Annotated in this window: 21 protein-coding genes and 1 pseudogene; 14 read left to right on the forward strand and 8 right to left on the reverse strand. The window is 61.9% G+C overall.

Annotated features, from left to right (window positions below; genetic code table 11):
* Positions 1–112 precede the first annotated feature (112 nt).
* The 4 genes from VIM12_RS14705 to VIM12_RS14720 all read left to right on the forward strand — a co-directional run bounded on the left by VIM12_RS14705 (position 113) and on the right by VIM12_RS14720 (position 3934).
* Positions 113–535, forward strand: coding sequence for a DoxX family protein (locus tag VIM12_RS14705; protein WP_331942410.1), 423 nt, complete (start codon positions 113–115; stop codon positions 533–535).
* A 25-nt stretch (positions 536–560) separates the two neighbouring features.
* Complete coding sequence (locus VIM12_RS14710) at positions 561–1376, forward strand: class III extradiol ring-cleavage dioxygenase (RefSeq protein ID WP_331942411.1); 816 nt, start codon at positions 561–563, stop codon at positions 1374–1376.
* 64 nt (positions 1377–1440) lie between these two features.
* Entirely contained in the window at positions 1441–1998 is a 558-nt protein-coding gene (locus VIM12_RS14715; RefSeq protein WP_331942412.1) for an NAD(P)H-dependent oxidoreductase, read from the forward strand.
* A 73-nt stretch (positions 1999–2071) separates the two neighbouring features.
* Positions 2072–3934, forward strand: a complete 1863-nt coding sequence (locus VIM12_RS14720; protein WP_331942521.1) for an esterase/lipase family protein — start codon at positions 2072–2074, stop codon at positions 3932–3934.
* A gap of 43 nt (positions 3935–3977) precedes the next feature.
* Here VIM12_RS14720 and VIM12_RS14725 read toward each other — a convergent pair whose 3' ends face one another.
* Positions 3978–4619: a TetR/AcrR family transcriptional regulator gene (locus VIM12_RS14725; protein ID WP_331942413.1), complete on the reverse strand. Its 642-nt coding sequence runs from the start codon at positions 4617–4619 to the stop codon at positions 3978–3980.
* A gap of 133 nt (positions 4620–4752) precedes the next feature.
* Here VIM12_RS14725 and VIM12_RS14730 point away from each other — a divergent pair, with 133 nt between their 5' ends.
* The 4 genes from VIM12_RS14730 to VIM12_RS14745 all read left to right on the forward strand — a co-directional run bounded on the left by VIM12_RS14730 (position 4753) and on the right by VIM12_RS14745 (position 9734).
* Complete coding sequence (locus VIM12_RS14730) at positions 4753–6180, forward strand: efflux transporter outer membrane subunit (protein WP_331942522.1); 1428 nt, start codon at positions 4753–4755, stop codon at positions 6178–6180.
* 17 nt (positions 6181–6197) lie between these two features.
* Entirely contained in the window at positions 6198–7406 is a 1209-nt protein-coding gene (locus tag VIM12_RS14735) for an HlyD family secretion protein (RefSeq protein WP_331942414.1), read from the forward strand.
* A 14-nt stretch (positions 7407–7420) separates the two neighbouring features.
* Positions 7421–8962 (forward strand): DHA2 family efflux MFS transporter permease subunit, encoded by a 1542-nt coding sequence (locus tag VIM12_RS14740; RefSeq protein WP_331942415.1) that lies wholly within the window; start codon positions 7421–7423, stop codon positions 8960–8962.
* 184 nt (positions 8963–9146) lie between these two features.
* Positions 9147–9734 (forward strand): MlaA family lipoprotein, encoded by a 588-nt coding sequence (locus VIM12_RS14745; protein ID WP_414691793.1) that lies wholly within the window; start codon positions 9147–9149, stop codon positions 9732–9734.
* Positions 9735–10620: 886 nt separating this feature from the next.
* Here the strand turns inward: VIM12_RS14745 and VIM12_RS14750 are convergent.
* The 5 genes and pseudogenes from VIM12_RS14750 to VIM12_RS14775 all read right to left on the reverse strand — a co-directional run bounded on the left by VIM12_RS14750 (position 10621) and on the right by VIM12_RS14775 (position 15738).
* The gene (locus VIM12_RS14750; RefSeq protein ID WP_331942417.1) at positions 10621–12729 is read right to left on the reverse strand and encodes a hybrid sensor histidine kinase/response regulator; all 2109 of its coding nucleotides are present in this window, start codon (positions 12727–12729) and stop codon (positions 10621–10623) included.
* Between the two features lie 144 nt (positions 12730–12873).
* Positions 12874–13412 (reverse strand): annotated as a pseudogene (locus tag VIM12_RS21305) (aminoglycoside adenylyltransferase domain-containing protein).
* A gap of 266 nt (positions 13413–13678) precedes the next feature.
* Positions 13679–14047 carry a hypothetical protein gene (locus tag VIM12_RS14765; protein WP_331942420.1) on the reverse strand — a complete coding sequence of 123 codons (369 nt, stop codon included), beginning with the start codon at positions 14045–14047 and terminating at the stop codon, positions 13679–13681.
* Between the two features lie 267 nt (positions 14048–14314).
* Positions 14315–14527: a DUF2945 domain-containing protein gene (locus VIM12_RS14770; protein WP_331942421.1), complete on the reverse strand. Its 213-nt coding sequence runs from the start codon at positions 14525–14527 to the stop codon at positions 14315–14317.
* Positions 14528–14781: 254 nt separating this feature from the next.
* A complete protein-coding gene (locus tag VIM12_RS14775; protein ID WP_331942422.1) occupies positions 14782–15738 on the reverse strand; it encodes a homocysteine S-methyltransferase family protein in 957 nt (318 codons plus the stop codon).
* 232 nt (positions 15739–15970) lie between these two features.
* On the opposite strand from VIM12_RS14775, the gene VIM12_RS14780 reads away from it, so the two are divergent.
* The 5 genes from VIM12_RS14780 (at position 15971) to VIM12_RS14800 (ending at position 21865) form a co-directional block, all read left to right on the forward strand.
* On the forward strand, positions 15971–17026 hold the full coding sequence (locus tag VIM12_RS14780) for a GlxA family transcriptional regulator (RefSeq protein WP_331942423.1): 1056 nt from the start codon (positions 15971–15973) through the stop codon (positions 17024–17026).
* A 579-nt stretch (positions 17027–17605) separates the two neighbouring features.
* Positions 17606–18577, forward strand: a complete 972-nt coding sequence (locus VIM12_RS14785) for a tripartite tricarboxylate transporter substrate binding protein (protein WP_331942424.1) — start codon at positions 17606–17608, stop codon at positions 18575–18577.
* Between the two features lie 177 nt (positions 18578–18754).
* Entirely contained in the window at positions 18755–19585 is an 831-nt protein-coding gene (locus VIM12_RS14790; protein WP_331942425.1) for a hypothetical protein, read from the forward strand.
* Positions 19582–20790, forward strand: coding sequence for a CoA transferase (locus tag VIM12_RS14795; RefSeq protein WP_331942426.1), 1209 nt, complete (start codon positions 19582–19584; stop codon positions 20788–20790). The genes VIM12_RS14790 and VIM12_RS14795 overlap by 4 nt, the downstream gene beginning before the upstream one ends.
* 82 nt (positions 20791–20872) lie before the next feature.
* A complete protein-coding gene (locus VIM12_RS14800) occupies positions 20873–21865 on the forward strand; it encodes a nitronate monooxygenase family protein (RefSeq protein WP_331942427.1) in 993 nt (330 codons plus the stop codon).
* A gap of 63 nt (positions 21866–21928) precedes the next feature.
* Here the strand turns inward: VIM12_RS14800 and VIM12_RS14805 are convergent, their stop codons facing one another.
* Together VIM12_RS14805 and VIM12_RS14810 are read right to left on the reverse strand one after the other, a co-directional pair.
* A complete protein-coding gene (locus VIM12_RS14805; protein ID WP_331942428.1) occupies positions 21929–22729 on the reverse strand; it encodes an IclR family transcriptional regulator in 801 nt (266 codons plus the stop codon).
* Positions 22730–22972: 243 nt separating this feature from the next.
* On the reverse strand, positions 22973–23557 hold the full coding sequence (locus VIM12_RS14810; RefSeq protein ID WP_331942429.1) for a TetR family transcriptional regulator: 585 nt from the start codon (positions 23555–23557) through the stop codon (positions 22973–22975).
* A gap of 84 nt (positions 23558–23641) precedes the next feature.
* Between VIM12_RS14810 and VIM12_RS14815 the strand changes: the two genes are divergently transcribed.
* A complete protein-coding gene (locus VIM12_RS14815; RefSeq protein ID WP_331942430.1) occupies positions 23642–24787 on the forward strand; it encodes an FAD-dependent oxidoreductase in 1146 nt (381 codons plus the stop codon).
* Positions 24788–24822: the final 35 nt, after the last annotated feature.

The raw sequence follows: 24822 nt of genomic DNA on the forward strand, positions 1-24822 counted from the left end.
GGCAATCATCAACCAAGAAGAAACGATGCATCAACATTTAGCTGGATGATAAACCATTCTTAGATGTTTATAGTACGTCCATCGCTCCTTCACAATTCGTCAGGAGACCATCATGGCCACAGTCGTTTCAAATGCAGCCCCCGGCAAGGGGATTCGAATCACTCTTTGGGTTGCCCAGTTCATCGTCGCAGCCATGTTCATCATGTCGGGCTTCATGAAGCTTTTCACGCCGATTCCCGAACTGGCTCAAATGATGCCGTGGGCCGGTCAATACCCGACCTGGTTTGTACGCGGTATCGCCCTCGTTGATCTTGCTGGCGGCATCGGCATCCTGCTTCCTGCACTTACCCGTATCAAGCCAAACCTGACGGTGTTCGCTGCACTCGGTTGCGCCGTACTGCAAGTGTTCGCAATCGTCTTCCATCTCTCCCGTGGCGAAGCGATGGTGGTACCAGTGAATGTTGTCTTACTCGGTTTGTCTGTGTTCGTCTTCTGGGGACGTTCACGCAAGGCGCCGATTCTGCCGCGCAATTAAACAAACATATTCGGAGCACCTGAAAATGAAACGTTTACCTACCTATTTCGTGTCCCATGGCGGCGGACCATGGCCGTGGATGAAAGAACAGAGTGGCGGCATGTTCGACAAGCTCGAAGCGTCGCTACAGGAGATGGCACGCACCCTTCCTGAAAAGCCCAAGGCGATTCTGGTGGTGAGCGGGCACTGGGAAGAGAATGCTTTCACGATTTCCGCTGGCGCCGCGCCAGGCATGATTTATGACTATACGGGCTTTCCGGAGCATACCTATCATGTCAAGTATCCTGCCCCCGGTTCGCCTGAGCTTGCCCAGCGCATCCAGGCAATGCTGAAACAGGGGGGCGTGGAAGCAAAGCTTGATCCTCAACGGGGATACGACCACGGCACCTTTACCGTCATGGCACCGGCATTTCCGGACGCTGATATTCCGGTGGTGCAGTTGTCGTTGAGACGAGATCTGGACCCCAAAGCGCACATTGAAGTCGGCAAGCTGCTTGCACCGTTGCGGGACGAAGGCGTTCTGATTATCGGCAGCGGCTTGAGCTACCACAACCTGCGCATGTTCACTCCTGCCGCCACTGCACCGTCCCAGGCATTCGATCGTTGGTTGCAGACGGCGTTGACGCAAGTGTCGCCGCAGGAACGTGAGCAGTATTTGCTTCAGTGGGATAGTGCACCTGCAGCGCGCATCGCCCATCCACACGAAGACCACTTCCTGCCTCTCATGGTCGTCGTAGGTGCAGCCGGAACCGACGCAGGCGAACGCGTCTACCACGAAGACTTCATGGGCATCATTGCGGTATCCAGTTTCAGGTTTGAATCGGCAGAACACAATCAATAACGTGATGCCAATGCAGAAGTGGTAATCGAGACTTAAGCTTCAACGTCCCTTTTAGGAGAGAAACATGATTCGAATTGCAGTGGTCGTAGGCAGCACCCGCCCGGGCAGGAATGGCAAAGCAGTCGCCGACTGGGCCTTGGCGGCAGCCAACCAGCGAAACGATGCCGAGTATGAACTCGTCGACCTGGTCGATTTCAGTCTACCTGTTCTGGATGAGCCGCTTCCCGCGGCGATGGGACAATACAGCAAGCCGCATACCAAAGCTTGGGCCGATAAAATCGCCTCCTTCGATGGATTTGTCTTCATCACCCCGGAATACAACCACAGTACGTCCGGCGCGCTGAAGAATGCTATCGATTACCTCAACAAGGAGTGGAATAACAAGGCTGCAGGATTTGTCAGTTATGGCAGCGCTGGCGGCGTACGTGCGGTGGAGCACCTTCGCCAGATTATGGCGGAAGTGCAAGTCGCAACCGTTCGCAACCAGGTTGCGCTGTCTCTTTTCACGGATTTCGAGCAATTCAGCGTATTCAAGCCTGCAGCCCATCATGCTCAAGGAATAAACGACATGCTGGACCAGTTGGTAGCGTGGAGCACGGCGCTCAAGACGTTGCGCGCATAGATCTGAAACATTTGCTATGAAGCCTCGTTGCGTTCACGGCGCCTGGATCGCATCGGCACTCCTATTGGCTGCAATGCTGTCGGGTTGTGCCGGCGTCAAGGTTTCGTCGATAGCGCCGAGCGATTACATGGCATTGCGGCGAGGCGACGTTCTGACAACCGGTCAACTGAGCTTCGCCGCGGCCAATGCGCTGCAAGTCGTCGGCGCCGATCGGAGCGTGTGCACCAGCGCACCCGCACGTTGTCGACACGACGTGGCGGCGTCGTCAGGACTTGATGACGAACTACGCCTGTCCGTACTGTCTGAACTATGGCTTCAGGAAGGCCTCGTGCTTGAACGCCAACAAGGGGCTGACCACGACACGGTCGTCAATGCCTACCTCGAAGCTGCTCGCCATGCTTATGCTTACCTGTTCCAAACCGCACGCCGACCGGAGCAGCGTGCGCTTGAGGAACGCCAGGGACAGGTACGCGATTACTACAATTTCTCGGTACAGCAAGCCGTCACGCATCTATTTCAGGCCGCGCAGCAAGGCGCTCGCAAGTCAGAACCGCTCAACCCGGACGGCAGCTTTCAGCTCGTGTCCGGACCATGGCACATCAGTGGCCGCATCGACGATGGTCTGGCGCGTAGCGGAGCGATCCCAAGGGAACTGGTCCCCGCACCTTCGCTGAGCTTCGCAGGCTTGCGCAATCAGTACCGGCGGGATGGCATTGGAGCATCCCTTGTTGCGGCAACGTCTTCCACCACTCTGAGCACAGATAGCCAAGTGCACGAACCGTTCCGGGAGACACCCTTTGCGTCGACTACTGTGGTTCTCGACTTCACTGGGGATTCTCTTGCCGCGATACTGGCCACCCACCAAGCAGCCATGACGGTATACGACCCCTACCGGCGTACAGGTGTGACGCTTGGCGGCGCGACGGTTCCTCTGGCCGGCGACTTCACGGCCGCTTATGGTCTGTGGCTTGCACGGTCTGACTTCGGCGTACAGTCCTTGTTGACCCTGATTGGCAAAGGTGAGGCACTGGAAAAGCCACGCCTGTATCTGATGCAGCCGTACGATCCGAAACGTCGCACGATCATCATGCTGCATGGACTGGCGAGCAGTCCTGAAGCATGGATCAATGTCGCCAACGAATTGCTGGGCGATGAACGCTTGCGCCAGCATTATCAGATCTGGCAGGTTTACTATCCGACCAATGTTCCAGTCCCGATCAACAACATCGACATCCGCAACGTGATCGAACGGTCGATTCGACATTTCGACCCGAGCGGCACTGCGCCAGCCTCACAGGACATCGTGTTGATCGGGCATAGCATGGGTGGCCTGCTTGGCCGGCTGGCAGTTTCTTCGTCAGGTTCCCAGTTGTGGCAGGACCTGCTGCGTCGTCACCCACTTGAAGGCAACCGGCTGGAGCGAGCCCGTACCGCGCTCAGCTCCTACATGGACTTCGAACCGCTGCCGCAGGTCAGCCGCAGCGTGTTTGTGGCCGCACCGCACCGAGGCACGCCGTTTGCGGAGACGCGCCTGGCCCGTCTAGCTGCCAGCATGGTGGCCCTTCCCGCGTCAGTATTGAACCAGGTAAAGGAAGTAGCGGAATTGCTGACCACCCAAGGCGCTATTGATCCTAATTCTCCGCTGGATACGGCCAACGGCATCCGTAACCTCAGCGACCAGGATCCCTTCATTCAAGTAGCCGCTGACCTGCCGATGGGTCAGAATGTGCGAGTGCACTCCATCATCGCCAATGACACACCCGATGTGCCGCTGGTCGATTCTAGCGATGGCTTGGTTCCTTACCGCAGTGCTCATTTATCCGGTGCACTATCGGAGAAGGTTATTTCCTATTCGCATAGCGTGCAAGAAACCCCAGCTGCCATCCTCGAGATCCGCCGTATCCTCCGGTTGCATCTGGATGGGCTGGGCGAATGAAAATGGAAATCAGTGCGTTGAGAAGCCGGTCTCATCGGATCGTTCAAGAAGAAATGGGGCTTCGAATTGTTCCATCGCTCGCCGCTTGCCGCCCGTAGAGGCTGAGGAACGCTTCAACGGCGCGACGAGCGATCACTTCAAGGTCAGTGTCTTCCTTGCTATCGATCGCTCCAAACAAATGCTGATCGAAAATCTCCGCTTCGTACAAGGCTTTTAAATGGCAGGCCATCTGCGCTGCATTGCCATTGGATAGCTCCCCCCTGTCAATTAACTCTTGCAGGTAGATGCTCAGTTCAAGGAGCAATTGTCTAGGTCCGCGCTCGTAAAACTGGCGGCCCAGTCCACTACGTCCCCCTTCCGCGATGGCCAAACGAATGATCGCCATCGTGTCCGGATTGGTAACGAACTTCAGGTGGCCCACGCCGAAGTCAGTCAGGCCCGTCCTGATGTCGGGCGCTGCTTTTAACGCGGCATAGGCTTGTTTTCCATGCTGCTCGCCAATGGCAAGCAAAATCTCCAGCACCAACTCCTCCTTTGACGCGAAGTACGAATACAGCGTCGCCTTGGAGCCGCCTACCCGGGCCGCAATTTCTGACATCGACGTCCGCTCCACCCCCAGCTCGCGGAACCCCTCGGCTGCGGCATCAAGGATGGCTTGCCGCTTTGTATCTGATTTAACTCTCATCACGCCCTCTTAATTGAACCACTCCGTACAGTTTCGCTTGACGCGGCCTGACTGTCAACCTATACTGAACCGTACCGTACAGTTAAACGTGACAAAAGGTGTTGATGTGAACAGTTCGGCAATCTTACGTAGAGTGCACGGCCATTGGCCGACCAGCCGGCTGGTCCTCCTCGGCGCGCTGGTACTAGCAGGATGCGCGCAAGTGCCACAGTTGGGAGCGCTTCCCGAACCCAAAACCGTCGAAGCTTACCAATCCTCCAAAACGATCTCCGCCTCGGACGCTGCTTGGCCAGCTGACCAGTGGTGGAACGATTTCCGGGATGACCAGCTTTCCGGTCTCATCAACGAGGCATTGCAGAACGCACCCTCCTTGGCAGTGGCCCAGGCCAGGCTGTCTCAAGCCTTGGCTGCCGCCGAACAGGCCGGCGCCTCCCTTCGTCCTGGACTGACCGCCGACGCGAGTCTCGGGAAAACCAAGCAAAGCTATAACAATGGCGTGCCCGAGGCGGCTGTGCCCCATGGCTGGAATACGACTGCCAGTGCGGGCTTCAACTTGCGTTACGAGATCGACTTCTGGGGCAAGAACCGCGCCGCATTGGCTGCTGCCACCTCAGCCGCCGAAGCCACGCGCGCGGATCAGGCGCAGGCACGGCTCACACTATCGACCACTATTGCCTCCGCTTATGCCGAACTGGCCCGCTTGTATGCCGAACGCGACGCACTGGAAAAAGCGGTTCAGGTGCGCACTCGTACAACCGAGCTATTTGGCGATCGCCAGCGCAATGGCCTGGAAACCACAGGCAGCCTGAAGCAGGTCGAGGCACGCAAAGCAGCAGCTGAAGCCGAACTGCTTGCCATGGATGAGGCTATCGCACTGCAGAAGAACCAGCTGGCAGCATTGACTGGCATGGGGCCGGATCGTGCGCTTGCGATCGCTCGGCCGTCGCTCGATTTGGCTCGTGCTGCCGGCCTGCCGGCCAACCTGCAGGCAGACTTGCTTGGCCGCCGCCCGGATGTCGTGGCAGCACGATTGCGCGCACAAGCCGCCGCCAAACGCATCGACCAGGCACGTGCCGCGTTCTATCCGAATGTCAACTTGTCTGCCTTTATTGGTTTCCAGTCCCTGGGACTGGACCTGCTGACAAAGTCCGGCTCGCTCGCCGGCTCCGTGGGCCCAGCTATTTCTCTTCCCATCTTCGATACGGGTCGCCTGCAAGGCCAGTACAAGGGCACGCGTGCGGAGTATGAGGAAGCCGTTGCCAGCTACAACGGTGCGGTCAATCAGGCCATCAAGGAAGTTGCAGATGTGGCGGTGAGCCAGCGCGCTATTTCAGGTCAGCTCGGCAAAGCCCAGGAAGCCGTGGATGCAGCGACCGAAGCATACCGCGTCGCGCAAAACCGGTATCAGGGCGGGCTTGCGACCTATCTGGAAGTACTGAGCGCCGAAGATGCGCTGCTTTCCAATGTCAGGGCACTCACCAACCAGCGTTCACGCCTGTTCACGCTTGACGTGCAACTTGTACGCGCGTTGGGTGGTGGCTATCGAAACAACCAAGCTTAAAGAGAGAAGGACAACATATGAACCAGAACAATTTGCGCGCTGTTGAAGCGGATGCCACTACGGAAGAGCAGCTGTCATCCCAGTCCACCTCGGTAAACGACCCTGGTGGCGCGGCTGGCAAGCGCAAGAAAATGTTTGCGGCGTTGGCCGCAGCAGTCGTCCTTGCCGGGGCTGGCTACGGCACCTATTGGCATCTTGTCGCGTCCCATTATGTGTCGACCGAGAATGCCTATGTGGCTGCGGAAACGGTCCAGATCACGCCGGCCATCTCCGGCACAGTCAATGAAGTGCGTGTAACGGATACCCAGCAAGTCAAAAAAGGCGATGTGCTGGTAGTCATCGATGACACTGACGCGAAGCTCTCGCTAGCCCAGGCGCAAGCGGAACTGGCACGCGCCGAGCGACGCGTGCAAGGTTACCTTGCAACCGATCAGGGCTTGCAGGCGCAGATTGCCGCACGCGAGGCTGACCAGAAGCGCGCGGCCGCCCAGCTGGCATCGGCCCAGGCGGACCTGGCGCGCGCCAAGCTCGATCTCAGCCGGCGCGAAGCACTCGCCAAATCCGGCTCGGTATCCGGTGAAGAACTGTCAAACGCCCGCACGGCGATGTCCACGGCCGAGGCCAACCTGCGCACAGCCACCGCGGCTGTCGCGCAAGCAGATGCAAATCGGGCCGCGGCTATCGGCTCTTTGAAGGCCAATGCGACGCTGACCGCCAACACCACGGTGCAAACCAATCCTGAAGTTGCCGCTGCCCGTGCCCGGGTCGAGCAAGCCCAAGTGGATCTGTCACGCACGGTGCTGCGGGCGCCGGTTGACGGCGTCATTGCCAAACGTCAGGCGCAGGTCGGGCAACGCGTTCAGCCTGGAGCTCAGTTGCTGGCAGTCGTGCCGATCCAGGAAGCGCATGTCGATGCCAACTTCAAGGAAGTTCAATTGAAGGATGTCGCCGTTGGCCAGCCGGTTGAGCTGGAAGCTGACCTGTATGGCAACAAGGTGAAATACCACGGCGTCGTGGCCGGTTTTGCCGGTGGCACGGGCTCTGCCTTTGCCGTCATTCCGTCGCAGAACGCGACCGGTAACTGGCTCAAGGTGGTGCAGCGGGTGCCGGTACGCATTGCCCTGAACCCTGAAGAGTTGAAGGCGCATCCTCTGCGTGTCGGCCTGTCCATGACCGCCACCATTGACACGGCAGCCGCGCCGCGCCAGCAAGTGGCGTCCAACTAAATCAAGGAATGACGATGTCAGCCGCCCATCAACAAACATCAAGCATCCAGCCGCTGGAAGGTGGCCAACTGGTCCTGGCCGCCCTACTGCTGGCCGCCGCCAACTTTATCGTCGTGCTCGATACCACGATTGCCAACGTATCGGTACCGAACATTGCTGGTGGACTCGGCGCCTCTGCCAGCCAGGGCACCCTAGTCATTACATCCTATGCGGTTGCTGAAGCCATTACGGTTCCGCTCACCGGATGGCTGGCAAACCGCTTCGGTACCGTTCGGGTTTTCATCACCTCGATGGTGCTGTTCGGCCTGTTCTCGGTGCTGTGCGGACTCGCCCCTTCGCTGGGCGCGCTGGTCGTCTTCCGCATCATGCAGGGACTTGCCGGCGGGCCGCTGATGCCGCTGTCGCAAACGATCCTGTTACGGATCTTTCCCAAAGAGAAGGCGCCGATGGCGATCGGCTTATGGAGCATGACCACGCTGGTGGCGCCAATCCTTGGTCCCGTTTTGGGCGGAAAGATCTGTGATCAGCTGAGCTGGCACTACATATTCCTGATCAACGCGCCGATTGCCGCCGCCTGTGCCTATTTTGGCTGGCAGATGCTCAAGCGCTACGAGACCGAGATCCTGAAGACGAAGATCGATGCCGTGGGCCTTGGCTTGCTGATTATCTGGATTTCTGCCTTGCAGATCATGCTCGACGAAGGACGGGACCTCGACTGGTTTGCCTCCACCGAAATCACCGTACTGGCCATCGTTGCCGCCATCGGTTTTGCTGCCTTCATGATCTGGGAACTGACGGAGAAGCAACCTATCGTCGACCTGCGTGTATTCCGGCATCGTGGCTATACCATGAGCGTGCTGACCATCAGCCTCGCCTTCGGAGCCTTCTTCGGCTCGACCGTGCTGACGCCGCAGTGGCTGCAGACCTACATGGGCTATACCGCCACTCAAGCGGGCTATGTGACCGCACTGAGCGGTGTCCTGGCTGTCATTGCGGCACCATTCGCCGCCAAACTGTCCGCCAAGTGGGATCCGCGCGCCCTGGTCTTTTTCGGTGTGGTCTGGCTGGGCGCCTTCACGCTGCTGAGGACGGATGCGACAACGGAAATGACGTTCTGGCAAATCGGTTCGCTGCTCCTGTTGCAGGGTGTAGGTCTGCCGTTCTTCTTCGTGCCGTTGACCGGACTTGCGCTATCGAGCGTCGACGAGCCGGAAACTGCATCGGCGGCCGGTCTGATGAATTTCGTGCGAACCGTTTCGGGTGCCTTTGCCACATCGCTGGTGACGACCGTCTGGGGTAACCAGATTACCCGCAACCATGCTGAACTGGCTGGCCTGACCGACGCCAGTGGCGACACGATGCGAATGATGACGGAATCTGGCATGGCGATGGACCAGGCGCGCGCCATGCTCGACCAGCTGGTGCAGGCGCAAAGCGTCATGCTGGCCACCAACCAGGTTTTCCTGTGGGCAGGACTGGCCTTCATCCTCGCAGCCACCGCGATCTGGTTTGCGCCGAAGCCGACCCGCGTTGCCGATACCAGTGCCGCGCATTGAAATGGACCCCATGCGAAACCAACCATCCCTCGCACAGAAAAAAGGCTTGAACAGGGTCCAAGCAAACTGTCTTCGGTCCGTCATCCGTCACTTGTTCATCGTCATCCCGACAGCAGCCGCTGTAGTGCTCAGCGGTTGCGCTACGACGGGTAGTAACGATCCATTGGAGGCCAATAACCGGCCTATGCTGCAGTTCAACGATGCTCTCGATCAGGTTGCGTTGAAGCCCGCAGCCACCATGTATGACAAACTGCCCCGTCCATTAAAAACCGGGATTGCCAATGTGTTCGGCAATCTCGTTGACGCGTGGACAGCAGTGAACAATCTGTTGCAGGGCAAGGTTGGCGATGGCCTGTCGGACATGATGCGGGTCGCGGTCAACAGCACGTTTGGGCTGGGAGGAGTGCTGGACATTGCATCCGAAGCGCGCATCCCCAAGCATAAAGAAGACTTCGGTCAGACGCTCGGCAAATGGGGCGTTCCCGCCGGCCCTTATGTCGTCCTGCCCTTCTTTGGACCATCAACTTTCCGAGACGGCGCCGCGATGCCGGTTGATTTGTCGCTGGATCCGCTTGCCCGTGTTGTGCCTTCAGCGGATCAACCCATCGCATTTGCAACACGGTCAGTCGATGGACGGGCGTCGCTACTGATCGCTGCAATGAGAGCGAACACAACATTCTCGCCAATCCGCCGAGCGATGCGCTCGTCACAGCTAAACGCGCGCCTCGTCAAGCGAGTAGCGACAAACGCCACCGCCTCGCCTATTGAGTGAATAACGGTATCAAGTACGCTCATATAGCCACCTAGTAATAGATCTTGCCATGCTCCCACGTTCGGAAAAGGTAGGTAAAACCCCGTGAGTGAATGGCGGCTCCTGGCTGGGAGGCGCCCAGCGTGGCGGACGGGAGACGACCCTAAGCGGCCACTTATTTGAAGTGGCGATGACCATGACAATAGTTGAGCGTCAAGTTCACCTAGCGCCTTCCTCGTGCACCCAATAATGCAGGCAACCTAGAGGAGCGCCGCTCGCCTCATTTTCTATAAGAATGAAACGTACCCCACCTTCAGCTCGCACAAACCACGCACGGGTGTCAGCTTGGAGGTCTCTCTCCAAACTCTGTAGGAACCATTCGAAATCTTCTACAGCACGAGCTGATGACTCCTCTTGGCCCTTTGTAATTCGAGAATCACGCGCAATATTCAGCCGAATACGGTAGACATCATGGTGGGATTCAGCTGCGATCGTCCTTTCGTCCCTACGCACCGAAGCCCCGGCGTTTAAAGCATCTAGTAATTCCCACTTATGAGGAAAGTCGACATGCGAGTCGAGCGAACGCGGGCGGAGTGGAAGATCAAAGCTCACGGATTACCTCGATGCTCGCCGCATACGCGCATACATCGCAGCGGACAGTGGGACGTGGAATTCATATACGCACCCTCTTGTAAAAGGTTCAGCTTGGGCACTGGTCGGGTTAATGGCAGGAACACTATCAGTGTAGGCGCCGGGTATATTTGTGGCAACAGGCGCCTGACAATCGATGAATGGGAACGACCGCTTCTGGCCGCCTGGCGCCTGCCGGTGACCTGTCGCTTTCGACCCGAAGCAGACATTCAAGGACGTCGAGGATCAGCACTCGGCGAAGGTCGACGGAATACCTTTATTTCACTAGCAGACTAAACAAGTCGTCGGGCTTTGCCGGCTTCACTAGGTGGTGATCAAATCCAGCCTCTTTCGCTCGCTCTTTGTCTTGCGGCTGCCCATACCCAGTAAGTGCGATGAGCAGTGAGCTCCCTGTCTCTGGAAGGGCGCGAAGCCGTTGTGCGAGCTCGTAGCCGTCCATGTCCGGCAGGCCGATATCCAGAAACAGAACGGCAGGGGAAGTCCGCTGCGCTATCGCCAAGGCATCGTTGGCACTAAATGCGGCAAGAGTCTCATGCCCTTGCGCATCAAGCAGCAGTTGCAGCATTACGGCGGCATCTTTATTGTCATCCACGACCAGAATCCGCAGCTTCCCGGAGTCGGGCCGTATACGGAGCTTCGCTTCCTGTTGAGGCTCGGGGTCCGCGATGACGCGCGGCAGCCGCACCGTAAATCGGCTCCCTTGCCCCACCCCCGCGCTACGTGCGGAAACGCGGCCGCCCTGCAGTTCCAGCAAGCTCTTCACTAGCGCCAGTCCCAGCCCAAGTCCACCTTGCGATCGGTCCGGTGAACGTTCCGCTTGCGTGAACAGGTCGAAAATATGTGGCAGCAGTGCAGGCTCAATGCCAATTCCGTTGTCCTCAATGGCGACCTCCACGTTGGCTGAATCACAGCTGACAGTCAGCATGATCTGGCCGTCAGATTGGGTGTACTTTGCCGCATTGTTGAGGATATTGGAAAACACCTGGATCAACCGAGTGCGGTCGCCTCGGACAAAACATTGCTCATCTGGCGCATGCACCGTGAAGTGCTGCCGCTTTGCTTCCAGGAGTGGCCGCACCTGCTCCACTGCTTCCGCCAACAGCCGGCCGATGCTGAGCGTTTCGTGTTGTAGCGTCACAAGGCCACGCGTCACACGCGAAACGTCCAGCAAGTCGTCCACCAGCTCCGTCATGTGGGCCACCTGGCGCGCGATGACGTCACTGGTTTTCTTTACCCGATCGCTATCGGCTGCAGTCAGCTTGAGGAGTTCGGACGCAGTGGCGATAGGCGCCAGAGGATTACGCAGTTCATGGGCCAGCATCGCAAGGAAGTCATCCTTGCGGCGATTCGCCGCCTTCAGCTCATTCTCGCTCGCCTGCAATGCCTTATGGGCTTTGACTGCTTCCGTGACATCGCTGCCTTCGACAAAGATGCCGGTGATCTTGCCCCGGTAATCGCGCGTGGGCTGGTAGACGAAGTTGACATAGCGTTCTTCAAGCGGATCGTCTGGCTTACGCTGTAGTCGTACCGCAATCTCGCGCCCAACGTAGGGTTCGCCTGTGCGGTACACCTGATCCAACAACTCGAAGAAACCTTGGCCGGCCACTTCAGGAAGTGCCTCGCGTATTGGTTTCCCAAGTATTTCACGGTGGCCAACTAGCTGAAGATATGCATTGTTGGCAATTTCGAAAACGTGATCCGGTTCGCGCAGTACAGCGATGATTCCTGGCGCCTGCTGAAAGAGCAGCCGCAACCGCTCGACTTCTTCGACACGGTGCCGCTCGGCCAGCACCTGATCCGTGGTTTCCATGACTGCACAGAACATGCCCGCCACCAGCCCATTTTCATCACGTATCGGTGAATAAGAGAAGGTGAACCAGGCTTGCTCCTCGTGTTCTCGTCGGTTCACCAGAAGAGGCAAATTTCGATGATATGTCGCATGTCCTTGAATGGCTTGATCGATGATGGGGCGAATGTCGTTCCAGATCTCGGCCCAGATCTCTTCAAACCGTCCCCCTAGTGCTGCCGGATGTTTAGCTCCAAGGATGTCTGCGTACCTGTCGTTGTAGAGAAACCCTAGCTGTGGGCCCCAAGCGACAAACATCGGGAATTCTGAACTGAGCATCACGCTGACGATCGAGCGCAACGATTGCGGCCAGGAGTTCGGCGCGCCGAGAGGGGAATGGGACCAGTCGTGAACGCGCATTAGTGCGCCGGTCTGCCCGCCGCCTACTAAGAACGCAAACTCTTTCTCTTCTGGAACACCCATGCATTTGCCGCCTGTCGACAAGCGGTATTGGTTGGCGAAAAGAGCAGTATATCGGACAAAGTATTCCGAGCTGGATAGCGATGCCTGGAACTCCATGGGTGATTGGAGGCCCGAAGTATCGAGATGAATGCGCTACTCGCCATTCAAACGACGTCAGTTTGCGATTCGGCTTTACGACACCGATTTCTGCTCTACGCCGCGAAGCACGACCGGCCGCTCCTGGCCGATCGCGGATGCAATCTAACGCAGGCTCACTGTCACCGCAGCCCGGATGCAGTGCAGGAGTGCCGCCCGCTCTTCCGGATAGCGCGCAGGGTCGTCTGCCTGCAGTCCCAGGTACGCGTCTTTGGCAGCAGCGCCAATGTGTCGGCAGTCGGCAGGCAAGCGGTCAAGTGCCCAGTTTGCAGCGGCGTCCTTGGACGCAATGTCTCCTGTCACCGCCGTGTACCAGATGCGTACGAGGGCAAGAACGATGTTTCTCTCATCGCCTTCCCAGTCTGACGCCGTCTGCCAGAGGGTCAAGGTATCGAGAAGCGATCGCTGGACATCGGCAGCCGGAATCGCATCGAAGAACTCGTGGGCGGCAGGGCCCTGGTTGCGTCAGCCAGCGGCGCATTCACCGTTACCAGCAGGTCGATATCGCTCGATGGCTTCAAGCCCCCATCCACCGTGGAACCAAACAGATAAATCGACTGGATCGCGTCGCCAAAATGGTGTTTCAGAGAGAGACGTGTTCTGGATACCTGGCGTGCAATCGATTCGGGAAGGCCGTTCGTCATGGCTGATTGCATCGTCTCCTTCCAACTGAGAAATCCGTTCGAGGCCGATGCCAAGGCCATCGCACATGGCGCTGTCTACGGCAGGCCGCCGACTCGGCCCCGGTCGTCAAGGTTTGACGCCAACGTTACTTCCTTGCCAGCTCGACGTGGAGGTTGGCCGCAAGGCATTCGGCCGCCGGCGGCGTGCAGGAGCATGGGCCGCATGCGGACACATTCAAGCTTTGGCTCGAAGCAATGGCGGCGGTCCTGGCGCAGCTTCCGGGCAACTACGGAAGGCGGAGGCGCGTGAGAATTTCCGTCAGCAGCATTACACCGAGCACCAGTACGAGCGACAACCACCAGTAGCGTTGCGTGCGCCGGCGGGCAGGGGCTTCAGGGCCGGTAAGAAATCGGCATGCGATCACCAGGAAAGAGGTCAGCAAGCACAGCAGCAAGGCGATGAGCAGGTAGACCATCGACAGGCCCCTGACGGCGCCCTGGTACACCGACTCCTGGGTCATGTCCGTCTGCAGGAACAACACGACGTAGCCCACGGAAAGCAAGACCAGCAGCGCGGTCAGCAAGGCCGCGAGGAATGGAATCCAAGCGCGGTCCGGAGGAAAGTTCGCCTCGAAACGTTCGACTGGCCTGCTCACCGGTTGCTCCTCGCACGGCCGGCGGTCGGCCCCCCGCTGACGCTGCATCGCCGGCAACGGTTCCATCGCGGTTTGCGCATCGCTGACTCCTCCGATCCTTGATTCCGCAGGCGTCGCCTGCGGCGGCGCGTGTTCTCCACGCGCCGTCAACTAAGCTTAGTACGAAATCGGCAATACGGTATTTGAGCAGCAATGGCAACGATCGTGCATGCGCCGCGACGAGAACTTGACGGACGCCATCCACCCTGCTGCCGGTGGATGCCGCACTCAGCGCAGCTTCTTCAATGCCTCCGGCTTGTGGGCTGCCTGTGCTCCGGTCTTGTCGCTTTCCACCAGATATTGCGGATCATCCGGAGACGCGCTGACATGATGGCCCTTGATGTCGGCAGGTGAAGTCAATTTCTCCTTCACGGTTCCCCGAACCGCTCCCTGCGAGGCATGCCATTCGACCTTGTCGCCTTTCTTGAATGAATTTGCCATTTCCGCTCCTGTGCCAATAGGGATTGAAAGCGCGCTTAGAGGCAAGGATTGTGCCGCCTTGGCCTTGCAAGGTCTGGTCCGGTCCTCCTGCCGGCGAACCCCGGAAGTCCCGACGAGACGCTGCAGAAGGAGCCAAGGGGCGCGCAACGCCGATGCCGATCTTCAACGAAGCCGGCTTCATCTGTCCCGTCGTCGCACTGCCCTCTCTTACTGGATCCACGGAGGAAGGTGGGCGCGTGCGTAGCAGCAATCCGTCAAGCGGTCGCATGCGCAGGGAGGAGTGCGTTGCAAATTTCCGTCAAGTGCCGGTGGTCGGTCCCGCAACCGCCGCCAACGACCCGCAGCGAAGGCAGCCGTGCGCACATCTGCTTGTACTGCTGGCCGAGTTCTTCCGGATTGCCATCGTCGAGGTCGGGCGCCTCGTCGAGCTCCGCGTGGCTCCGGCGGGACGCGTTGGCGCGCAGACCGCGCACGCGCTGCAGCCATTTCCCGTCGCCACGCACCACCTCCTCGAAGTGACTGGGATGCGTACAATTGATCATGTAGTACGACGCGTAGGCGCCGGTCTCGTCATCCGTGCGTGCAATCGCATCCTGCAGGGTATCGCCGCACGGCAGCCGGCCGTCCGTCTCCAGCGTGAAGGAAATGGCCACCGGCATGCCGGCTGCTGACGCCGCGCCGACGATGCCTGTGGCTTCCTCCGGATAGGTCATGGTGAAGGCCGCAACCATATCGGCACTGGTGCCGGCAAACACTTCAATCTGGCGTGCATGGTAGTCGCGTGACTGCCGTGCCGTCATCCTGCCCTCGGTGCGATAGCCGTCGCCGCGCGGGCCGAGGTTGCCGCTGATGACGATCGGCGTGGACGCGGTTTCGCATTCCGCCCGTACCCGTTCGAGCAGCGCGATCGCACGGCGGTTGGCCTCGGCAAGCGCGGCGGCGTCATAGCCCAGGCGCGCGCCCCAGTCCGGATTGGCGCGCCAGGTCGCCGCCTCCAGTACCACACCGCACTCGTGCTGGCGGGCGATCTCCGCGTAGCGCCGGAAATAGCTTTCCAGCGCGCGCGTGCCGGCCGCATTCTTGAGCAGGTCGAATGAGGCGAAATGCGGAAGATCGATTCCTTCATGGAAGATCAGTGTTGTTTCCAGTCCGCCGTCCGTCATGAAATAGCGGTCGTCGAGTTGTGGCAAGTGGTGTCGGTATTTGCTCATCGTCATTCTCCTGTTGGCGGCCGCGCAGCGCGCGGTCGCGGGGTGGGTCACGGGCGCCGGCGCGCGGCCGCAGGCCGACTGCGCGGCAGTACAATGCAGACGCGCGCCCCGCATGCCCCGGCAACGCTGCTGCACACGCTGCCGGGTTGTCCTGCGGGTGCGAGACGTGACATTAACCGCGATGCGGTCCCGCTACTAAAGCCTTTTCGGCTACGAACCCGACAAAACGGCCATGGAAGACTTGCAGCCCCCGCGTATCGCCATCATCGCCATGCCCGAGAGCACCGCCTCCGTGGTCTACGGGATGTATGACATGTTCATGTCGGCCGGCCGTGACTGGAACCTGATCGTCGAGGGCAGGCCCGGCCCGTCGATGTTCGTTCCGCAGGTGGTGTCTGCGCATGGCAAGGACCTCACGGCCGGAAACGGCGTGCGCATCGTCCCCGACGAAACGCTCGATGCTTGCAGGGACGCCGATGTGATCTGCGTGCCCGAACTGCTGGTGCCGCCGGGCGAGCCGCTTGCAGGCCGATTCACCGCTGAAATCGCCGCGCTCAGGGAGGGCTATGCGTCCGGAAAGCTGGTAGCGACGGCGTGCTCGGGCGCATTGCTGCTGGCCGAGGCGGGACTGCTTGACGGGTGCGAGGCGACGACCCACTGGGCGTACTGCGACGCCATGCGCAGCCGTTATCCGCTGGTCAAGGTCTGCACGCAGCGCGCACTGGTTGCCTCGGGCGAGGGACAACGCCTGGTCATGGCCGGGGGAGGCACATCATGGCTCGACCTGGCCTTGTACCTGATCGCCCGCCTGGCCGACATCGACACCGCCATGCGCACTGCACGACTCAACCTGGTGGACTGGCACGAGATCGGACAGCAGCCTTTTGCCCGGCTCGCCCGTACCCGCCAGGTCGAGGACCCGGTGGTGGCGGATGCCCAGACCTGGATTGCCAGCCACTACGCCTCGCCGTCACCGGTGACTGCCATGTCGGCGAGGAGCGGTCTGGCAGAGCGCTCGTTCAAGCGCCGCTTCCAGCTCGCGACGGGCATGTCGCCGCTGGAGTATGTCCACACCCTGCGGCTCGAAGAGTCCAAGCAGATGCTGGAATCCGGTCAGGCCCCGATCGAGGCGATCGCCAACGAAGTCGGCTATGAGGACGCGGGGTTCTTCAGCAGGCTTTTCCGGCGCAACGTCGGCCTCACGCCCGCGCAGTACCGGAAGCGGTTTGGCACGATGCGCAAGGCGATATCCCTGGCCGGAGCAGCCGCGACGGCCGCGGCGTCGTGATGGCTTCCACGTGCTCGCCGTCTTCGGCAGGCCGGCGTCACTACACTAGGACGACTGGCGCCGGACGCCCCTGAGTCCAACTCCCCGCTGCATTGTCGCTCGAGAGGACGTGCCAACAGGTTCGAAAAAGTCGGCGGCCGGCGCTTGCGCTGCCTGCTGTCAAAGCGCTTCCTGCACCAACGAAGTCGCGGCTTTCGGGCCAGTGAGGTGTTCGAAGCAGTTGCGTACAGCGCAACCGTAGTTTCGGCGATCAATGGGCCTCGCGAATACTGCAGGCGTACTAAACCGCGTATCTATTGCGCTTGGCGCCACTACTGGCTATTATTTCCCTGTGCCCTGTTCCCCGCCAGAAGTTGCGTACAACGCAACCGCTGGCGGCGAACAGTCCGTGGCGCGTGAGGCCGGACGACATGTGTCGCAGTGGAGCGCGCGCTTCCATCGACGCACCGTCCGCAAGAAAAAAGGCAGAGCGTCGCCGGTATCGGCTTGCGACACAAGCGCCTCGCCTGGCCCGGCCAGAAGTCCAGCCCGACAAGCGAATCTTGTCGTCGAGAGAGAATCATCAAGGAGATCGGAGTCATGACTTTCAACCCCACCAAGCGCTTCAAGCGGGCCGCCGCCATCGCGCTGCTCAGCCTGCCCGTACTTGCCCTGGCGGACGCCTACCCGTCCAAGCCGGTCAAGGTCATCATTCCGTTTCCTCCAGGCGGTCCGACCGACGTGCTCGGGCGTATCGTCGCCCAGGGGCTTGCCGCCAAACTGGGGCAGCCCTTCGTGGTGGAGAACAAGCCGGGCGCCAGCGGCATGATTGGCGCCACGCAGGTCGCGAAGTCGCCGGCGGACGGCTACACCCTGCTGGTCAATGCGTCGCTGCATGTGATCAATCCCAGCCTGTATCCGAAGATGCAGCACGACCCGATCAAGGACTTCGCCCCGGTTTCCCAGATCGCCGACGTGCCGATGGTCCTCGTCGTCAACAAGGCCAATCCGGCCAGGAACCTCAAGGACGTGATCGCCCAGGCAAAGGCCAACTCCTTGTCGTTTGCCTCTTCCGGCAACGGCACCGCGCCGCATCTCGCCGGCGAGGCGTTCAACGTGGCCGCGGGCCTGAAACTGATGCACGTGCCCTACAAGGGCAGCGCCCCCGCGCTGAGCGATGTGATGGGCGGCCATGTGGCGATGATGTTCGACCCCCTCGCGTCGAGCACGCCGTTCATCCAGAGCGGCATGCTGCGTCCGATCGCGGTGACCACGGCAAAGCGGGTGCCGACCCTGCCCGATGTGCCGACCATGGCGGAAGCCGGCGTGCCGGGCTATGAAATCAGTACCTGGTATGGCGTATGGGCGCCGGCAAACACGCCGAAGGATATCGTCGCCAAGCTGTCGGGCGAAATTGCGAAACTCGTCAGGGAGCCGGAGACCGCGAAGCGCATTGCCGAACTCGGTTCGATACCGGTTGGCAGCTCCCCCGCCGAGTTCGAGGCGTACAACCGCAGCGAGCAGGTCAAGTTCGACAAGATCGTCAAGCAGTCCGGCGCGAAACTCGACTGAGGCCAAGGGCGGCGCGCAGCCGCCCTGCTTTCCGCATCGTACCGCCCGGCGCCGGCACCCCTGTCCGCCCGCTCCCGGCAGCACCAAGCTGCCGCGCGGGCACGGCACCGCCGCTGCCGGCACCACACCTTCCCGCAACATGCCGTGCCGCCCGCGCCGCACGCCCGGAGCCATTCAATGACCCAAGACCACGCGATCGAGACCGTCACCCGATCAGAGATCTGCAGCCTGCCGGCAGTGCGGCGCATCGCCGCCATGCTCGACCTCGATCCCGAGGCGGTGGTCGAGGGCGATCCGCTGCCGCGCGGCTGGCAGTTCATCCTGCTGGGCGCCGATACCCGCAGGTCCCTATTGCGCGGCGACGGTTTCCCGGGCCTGGGGGTGCGGATGCCGGATCTCGGGCTGCCACGCCTGCTGCTCGGTGGTCGTACCGTCGACTATCGCCACGACATCCCGGTTGGCAGCGCGGTCAGGCGGGTCAGCACGCTGAGAAACCTCGCGCGCAAGGATACGCCTTCGGGGGAAATGGCCGTGGCCACGGTGGTGCACGAATTGCACGTACCGAACATCCCGGCCGTCGCGCTGATCGAGACGCAGACCTACCTCCTGCTGGCATCGTCGAAGGCGGCGGCCAGTACCGAAAGCACCGCGCCTGCGATCGCGGCGGAGAAGTCGAAGGTCGTCGTTCCCGACGACACGCTGCTGTTCCAGTACTCGGCGCTCGGCTTCAACTCGCACAAGATCCACATCGACCGCGCCTATGCCCGCGAGGTGGAAGGATTCCCCGACCTGGTCGTCAACGGCGGTCTGGTGACATTGTTGCTGACCGAGTTCCTGCGCACGGATCTCGGGCTGTCGCCGGCCGGCTTCAGGACCAGGCATCTTGCCCCGCTGTTCTGCGGGAGGCCGATCACGCTTGCCGCCGACCGCCAGGGCGACGGCTGGCGGCTCAGGGCCTATAACGACATGGGCATCATTGCCGTTGAAATGGAGTTGACTACAGAATGAGTTTTGAACCATTGAAGGGACTGCGTGTACTGGACCTGACCAGCGTCGTGGTCGGCCCGGTATGCACCTGGCGCCTTGGGCAGTACGGCGCTGAAATCATCAAGCTGGAGAGCCCGGAAGGCGACCTGATGCGCGGGCTGGGCGGGCTTTCGCCGACCGGCGAGCATTCGGGCGCCTACCTGCATTTCAATCGGGGCAAGCGCAACATCTGCATCGACCTCAAGAAGCCGAGCGCCCGCGCGCTGATGGCGAAGCTCGTCGCGTCCGCCGACGTGATCGTGGCCAACATGCGGCCGCGCGCGCTCGAGCGGCTGGGACTCGATCCGGCAACGGTGCGTGCGCAGCACCCCGAAAAGGTCTACTGCCTGATCACCGGTTTCGGCACCGATGGCCCTTATGCCGGCGATCCTACCTACGACAGCGTGGTGCAGGGGGCAACCGGCATGGCCGGCCTCGCGCTCGAACGCGACGGCGCCCCGGCCTACGTGCCGATGCTGATCTGCGACCATGTGGTCGGCGAAATCGCGGCCGGGTCGATACTGGCTGCCGTCCTGCAGGCGAAGACGACCGGCAAGGGAAGCAATATCGAGATCCCGATGTTCGAGACGATGGCGGCGTTCGTGATGCAGGAGCATCTGGCGCAGCACAGTTTCGACCCGCCGGTCGGCCCGCCGGGCGACCAGCGGCTGCTCAGTCCGCACAACCGGCCGGTGCGGACCGCGGACGGCTGGATCTCGTTCACGATCAACACCGACGTGCAGGTCCGGTCCTTCCTGCAGGCGACCGGCCGCCACGGCCTGCTCGACGACCCGCGTTTTGCGACCGTCGCTTCGCGTGCCAAGTACGTGAAGGAATGGTTCGAAGTCCGCGGCGCGCCGCTGACCGACCGGACCACCAGCGAATGGCTCGCGATCTTCCGCGAAGCCGACATCGCCGCCAAGCCCTGCCATACCCTCGCGTCGTTGCGGCGCGATCCGCACCTGGAAGCAGTCGACCTGGTGCGCTTCGAGCAGCATCCCACCGAGGGCAGGACCGCCGCCATCCGGTCCACCATTCGTTTCGACGACGCCTATCCGTCGCTGCGCGCGCCGTCGCAGCCGAAGGGATGGGAGACCTGCGACGTGCTTGAAGAGATCGGCTGCTCGGGCGCGGAGATCGACGCGCTGCTGGCGGAAGGTGCGGCGCTGCAGGCGGCGCGGCAGTAAGCGCGATTCTTCGTCCCATCCGTGAACCGACGTGCCGGCCGCGCATGCTGCCCGGGCCGGCGCGATCCGCTACAGGAGCAATATGCCACTACCCGTTCTTGAAGGCCGGCTCAGGCTGCCGGTCGTGTGTTCCCCGATGTTCATCGTCTCCAGCCTGGAACTGGTCATTGCCCAATGCAAGGCTGGCGTGGTCGGATCGTTCCCCGCGCTGAATGCGCGGCCGGAACAAGCGCTGGACGACTGGCTTGGGCGTCTCAGGGAAGAACTTGCGTTACACGACAGGGAGCATCCGCACCAGCCTTCCGCGCCCTTTGCCGTCAACCTGATCGTGCACCGTTCCAACCTGCGCCTGGAACATGACCTTGCCGCCTGCGTCAGGCACAAGGTGCCGATCGTCATCACCTCGCTCGGCGCGCGGGAAGACGTCGTCGAAGCCGTGCATGCCTATGGCGGCGTCGTGCTGCATGACGTGATCAACAACAGGTTCGCGCGCAAGGCCATCGAGAAAGGTGCGGACGGGCTCATCGCAGTCGCTGCCGGCGCCGGCGGGCACACCGGGGCGCAATCGCCGTTTGCGCTGATCCAGGAGATCCGCGAATGGTTCGACGGGCCGCTCCTGCTCTCCGGCGCCATCGCGCATGGCAACGGCATCCTCGCCGCGCTGGCGGCGGGAGCGGACCTGGCCTACATCGGCTCGGCCTTCATCGCGACGGAGGAAGCCAATGCCGATCCGGCGTACAAGCAGATGGTGGTGGAAGCGGACGCCTCGCAGATCGTGCTGACCAACTTCATCACCGGCGTGCACGGCAACTACCTGCGCGGCAGCCTCGTGAACGGCGGCCTCGACCCGGACAACCTGCCATCGGCCGATCCCTCCAAGATGGATTTCAGCGCCGGCAGTTCGCGGCCGAAGGCATGGAAGGATATCTGGGGTGCCGGACAGGGCGTGGGCGCGGTCAAGAAGGTGACGCCAGCCGCCGAAGTCGTCGCCCGACTTGCACGCGAGTACAAGGCAGCGCGGGAGCGCATGGGGTGCGCGGGGCCGGATTCGGCGCCCGCCGGCGGTGACAGGTAGCGGCAGGTAGCGGCAGCGCGCTTTCCCTGTTGCCGCGTGCCGGGGGCAAGCGGCTGGGCGAATTCAGCCGCCCGGCCGGTTCTCCGCGAGGCTGGCTTCGATGATGCTCACTTCGCGCTTGAGCGCCGCCGCCAGTTCCTTCTCCCTTGTCGTGATCCGTTCCGAGAGCGCGGTGACGGACAGTGCCGCGACCGGGCGGCCGCCGTCCCGGATCACGACGGCGGCACCGCCGATGTTATGCACCACGGCGTTGATCAGGGTCGCATAGCCGTCGCGCTGCGCCGCCTCGATGCGCTCACCGAGGGCCTGCCGGCTGAGCGCGGGAAAGTTGGCCAGCCGGGGCGGGATCTGCGCAAGCGCCGCCTCGCGTTCCGCGTCGCTCATCGCCGCCAGCAGCGCGACGCCGCCGGCGCCCACGCCCAGCGTGCGCCTGCTTCCCTGGCGCTGGTAATTGGCCTGTATCGGATAGCTGCCCACCTGCACGTCCACGCACACCGTCTCGATACCGCTCAGCACGGACAGCAGCGCCGTGTCCTCGAACTTCTCCGCAAGCCGGACGAGGCTCGCGTGAGCGACGCCGCGCCAGTCGAAGCGCTCCTGCGCCATGCTCCCGATGCGGGCCATTTCCGGCCCGAGGAAATAGCGTTTGCTGACGGGATCGCGCTTGACCATGTCCTCGCGGGCGAGCGCATCGAGCACGCGCATCGCGGTCGACTTCTCCATCCCGCAGTATTCGGCAATGTCGGTGAGGCGGGAATGCCTGGGATCGGTCATCGCCTTCAGTATGCGGCAGGCCTTTTCGATCGATCCCAGCGGGGCGATCGCGCCCCGCTCCGCTGCCCTGTCCTTATCCCCTTTACCCATTTTCTTGCTTCCGGTTTGTTTCTTGTACAGTGAAGTGCACTGAAGCGGACGGGCGCCTGCGACCGCGGGCGACAGGCGCTGCCCGGCGCGGTCTCGGCCGGGCGCGAGGGAAGCATCTTAACCGAACCGACCTTGTTCCGGTCCGCCTTCCGCCACCGGGTCAGGGTCGTGATTTTTTCCGCAGCCAGGTGCGTGGCAGGTGGGGCGGGGGCGAAGAGCGCAGGCACCGGGGCGGCCCGGGCTTCAGGCGATCCGGTCGCCGCCGCGCAGGTAATGCTCGATCACCGGCGAGACACGCGCCACAAGCGTCTCGTGGTCCATGGCCGCCAGGGGCGGCAGGCGGAGGATGTAGCGCGTCAGCGCCAGCCCCAGCATCTGCGAGGCAACCAGTCCGGCCCGCTCCGCGGCCTCACGTCCCTCTTGCCCGGAGAGGGCCTGGACCAGCGGCTTCACCTGCCCGGAGAAAACCGCCAGCAGCTCCGCCACGGCGCTGTCGTTGGTACTCGCTACACGCAGCAGCGCCATCAGGGTGTCGTCCTCTTCCCACCGGACCAGGAAATGCCGCACCAGCGCCCGCGATGCTTCCCGCAGCGGGAGCCCGGCCAGGTCCGGCAAGCGCAGGTCGAAGCGGGCGGCGGCGGCGAACAACAATTCCTTGCTGCCGAAGTAGCGGATCACGAGCGCCGGGTCGACGCCGGCATCTCCGGCGATCGCGCGGATGGTCGCCCTGGCGTAGCCGTCCGCGGCAAAACGCTGGCGTGCCGCGCGCAGGATGGTATGCCGTGTCGCATCGGCGTCGCGCCGCGGCGGTTCTGTTTTCCTGGTCATGCCGGCATTGTACGTCAACAAGCGTTGACTTTCTCGTTCGGCGTGCTACAGTCTACGTCAACAATCGTTGACTTAGGAGTGGACATGTCTTCGCTGCATGAAGTGGTCGTGGTTGGCGCCGGGCCGACCGGGCTGTCCCTCGGGGTTGCGCTCGCTAGCCGCGGACACGGCGTCGTGCTTGTCGATGCGCAGGGCGAGGGACGGAACACCTCGCGCGCCGCGGTCGTGCACGCGCGCACCCTGGAAGTGCTGCAGCCCTACGGCGTTGCCGACCGATTGGTCGAAGAAGGCGTGCAGTCGTCGCGCTTTACTGTCCGCGACCGCGACCGGGTGCTGCTCGCGATCGACTTCGACGCGTTGCCGTCGCCATACCGGTACGCGCTGATGGTGTCGCAGGCGCGGACCGAGCAGATCCTGCTGGAGCGCTTACTGGCGCTGGGCGGGAAGGTGCTCCGGCCCCGGCGCCTGGCGGCGCTTTGCCAGGACGCGCACGGCGTGGCGGCGAGCCTGGACGACGGCGCCACGCTCCGCGGGCATTACCTGGTCGGGGCGGACGGCATGCACAGCACCGTGCGGGAGGCGGCGGGCATTGCGTTCGACGGCGGACAATACGCGGAATCCTTTCTGCTGGCGGACGTGCAGATGACGTGCAGCCTTCCCCCCGACGAAGTGGTGCTCTACTTTTCGCCGGCTGGCCTGGTCGTCGTCGCGCCTCTGCCGGGCGGGCTGCACCGCATCGTGGCGACGATGGAAAACGCGCCGGAGACGCCGGGCGTCGATGACCTGCAGCGCTTGCTCGATGCGCGGGGGCCGGCAAGGGATCGCGCGGTGATCCGGAATGTGACCTGGGGCTCGCGCTTCCGCGTGCATCATCGGCTGGCCAGGCGGTACCGCGCCGGCAGGATCCTGCTGGCCGGAGACGCCGCGCATGTGCACAGTCCGGCCGGCGGCCAGGGCATGAACACCGGCATCCAGGATGCCGTGCTGCTCGGCGAACTGCTCGGGCGGGTGCTGGACGGCGCCGACGCTTCCCTACTGGACAATTACGAGTGCCAGCGCCGCGCGGCGGCGCGCCACGTGCTGCAGCTGGCAGGACGGCTCACCCGTTTTGCCGTCATGCAGGCGGCGTGGCGGCCGTGGCGCAATGCGGGCCTGTCCGTGCTCGCATCGCTGCCCGCATTCCGCCGCAGGCTGGCCCTGCAGCTGGCCGGACTCGACAGCCGCAGGTAGACGGGCCTGCTGCCGCTTGCGTCAGCCGACCCCGA

The sequence above is a fragment of the Noviherbaspirillum sp. genome (assembly GCF_036563305.1).
In the GTDB taxonomy this organism is placed as follows: Bacteria; Pseudomonadota; Gammaproteobacteria; order Burkholderiales; family Burkholderiaceae_D; genus Noviherbaspirillum.

Bases quoted from the DNA above. Each gene is read 5' to 3' on its own strand.
- VIM12_RS14780 (WP_331942423.1), top strand. From the start codon at position 15,971: ATGGAAGACTTGCAGCCCCCGCGTATCGCCATCATCGCCATGCCCGAG.
- VIM12_RS14805 (WP_331942428.1), bottom strand. From the start codon at position 22,729: ATGGGTAAAGGGGATAAGGACAGGGCAGCGGAGCGGGGCGCGATCGCC.
- VIM12_RS14750 (WP_331942417.1), bottom strand. From the start codon at position 12,729: ATGGAGTTCCAGGCATCGCTATCCAGCTCGGAATACTTTGTCCGATAT.
- VIM12_RS14720 (WP_331942521.1), top strand. From the start codon at position 2,072: ATGCTGTCGGGTTGTGCCGGCGTCAAGGTTTCGTCGATAGCGCCGAGC.
- VIM12_RS14795 (WP_331942426.1), top strand. From the start codon at position 19,582: ATGAGTTTTGAACCATTGAAGGGACTGCGTGTACTGGACCTGACCAGC.
- VIM12_RS14810 (WP_331942429.1), bottom strand. From the start codon at position 23,557: ATGACCAGGAAAACAGAACCGCCGCGGCGCGACGCCGATGCGACACGG.
- VIM12_RS14790 (WP_331942425.1), top strand. From the start codon at position 18,755: ATGACCCAAGACCACGCGATCGAGACCGTCACCCGATCAGAGATCTGC.
- VIM12_RS14775 (WP_331942422.1), bottom strand. From the start codon at position 15,738: ATGAGCAAATACCGACACCACTTGCCACAACTCGACGACCGCTATTTC.
- VIM12_RS14715 (WP_331942412.1), top strand. From the start codon at position 1,441: ATGATTCGAATTGCAGTGGTCGTAGGCAGCACCCGCCCGGGCAGGAAT.
- VIM12_RS14770 (WP_331942421.1), bottom strand. From the start codon at position 14,527: ATGGCAAATTCATTCAAGAAAGGCGACAAGGTCGAATGGCATGCCTCG.
- VIM12_RS14705 (WP_331942410.1), top strand. From the start codon at position 113: ATGGCCACAGTCGTTTCAAATGCAGCCCCCGGCAAGGGGATTCGAATC.
- VIM12_RS14740 (WP_331942415.1), top strand. From the start codon at position 7,421: ATGTCAGCCGCCCATCAACAAACATCAAGCATCCAGCCGCTGGAAGGT.
- VIM12_RS14785 (WP_331942424.1), top strand. From the start codon at position 17,606: ATGACTTTCAACCCCACCAAGCGCTTCAAGCGGGCCGCCGCCATCGCG.
- VIM12_RS14725 (WP_331942413.1), bottom strand. From the start codon at position 4,619: ATGAGAGTTAAATCAGATACAAAGCGGCAAGCCATCCTTGATGCCGCA.
- VIM12_RS14815 (WP_331942430.1), top strand. From the start codon at position 23,642: ATGTCTTCGCTGCATGAAGTGGTCGTGGTTGGCGCCGGGCCGACCGGG.
- VIM12_RS14745 (WP_414691793.1), top strand. From the start codon at position 9,147: ATGCTGCAGTTCAACGATGCTCTCGATCAGGTTGCGTTGAAGCCCGCA.
- VIM12_RS14735 (WP_331942414.1), top strand. From the start codon at position 6,198: ATGAACCAGAACAATTTGCGCGCTGTTGAAGCGGATGCCACTACGGAA.
- VIM12_RS14800 (WP_331942427.1), top strand. From the start codon at position 20,873: ATGCCACTACCCGTTCTTGAAGGCCGGCTCAGGCTGCCGGTCGTGTGT.
- VIM12_RS14710 (WP_331942411.1), top strand. From the start codon at position 561: ATGAAACGTTTACCTACCTATTTCGTGTCCCATGGCGGCGGACCATGG.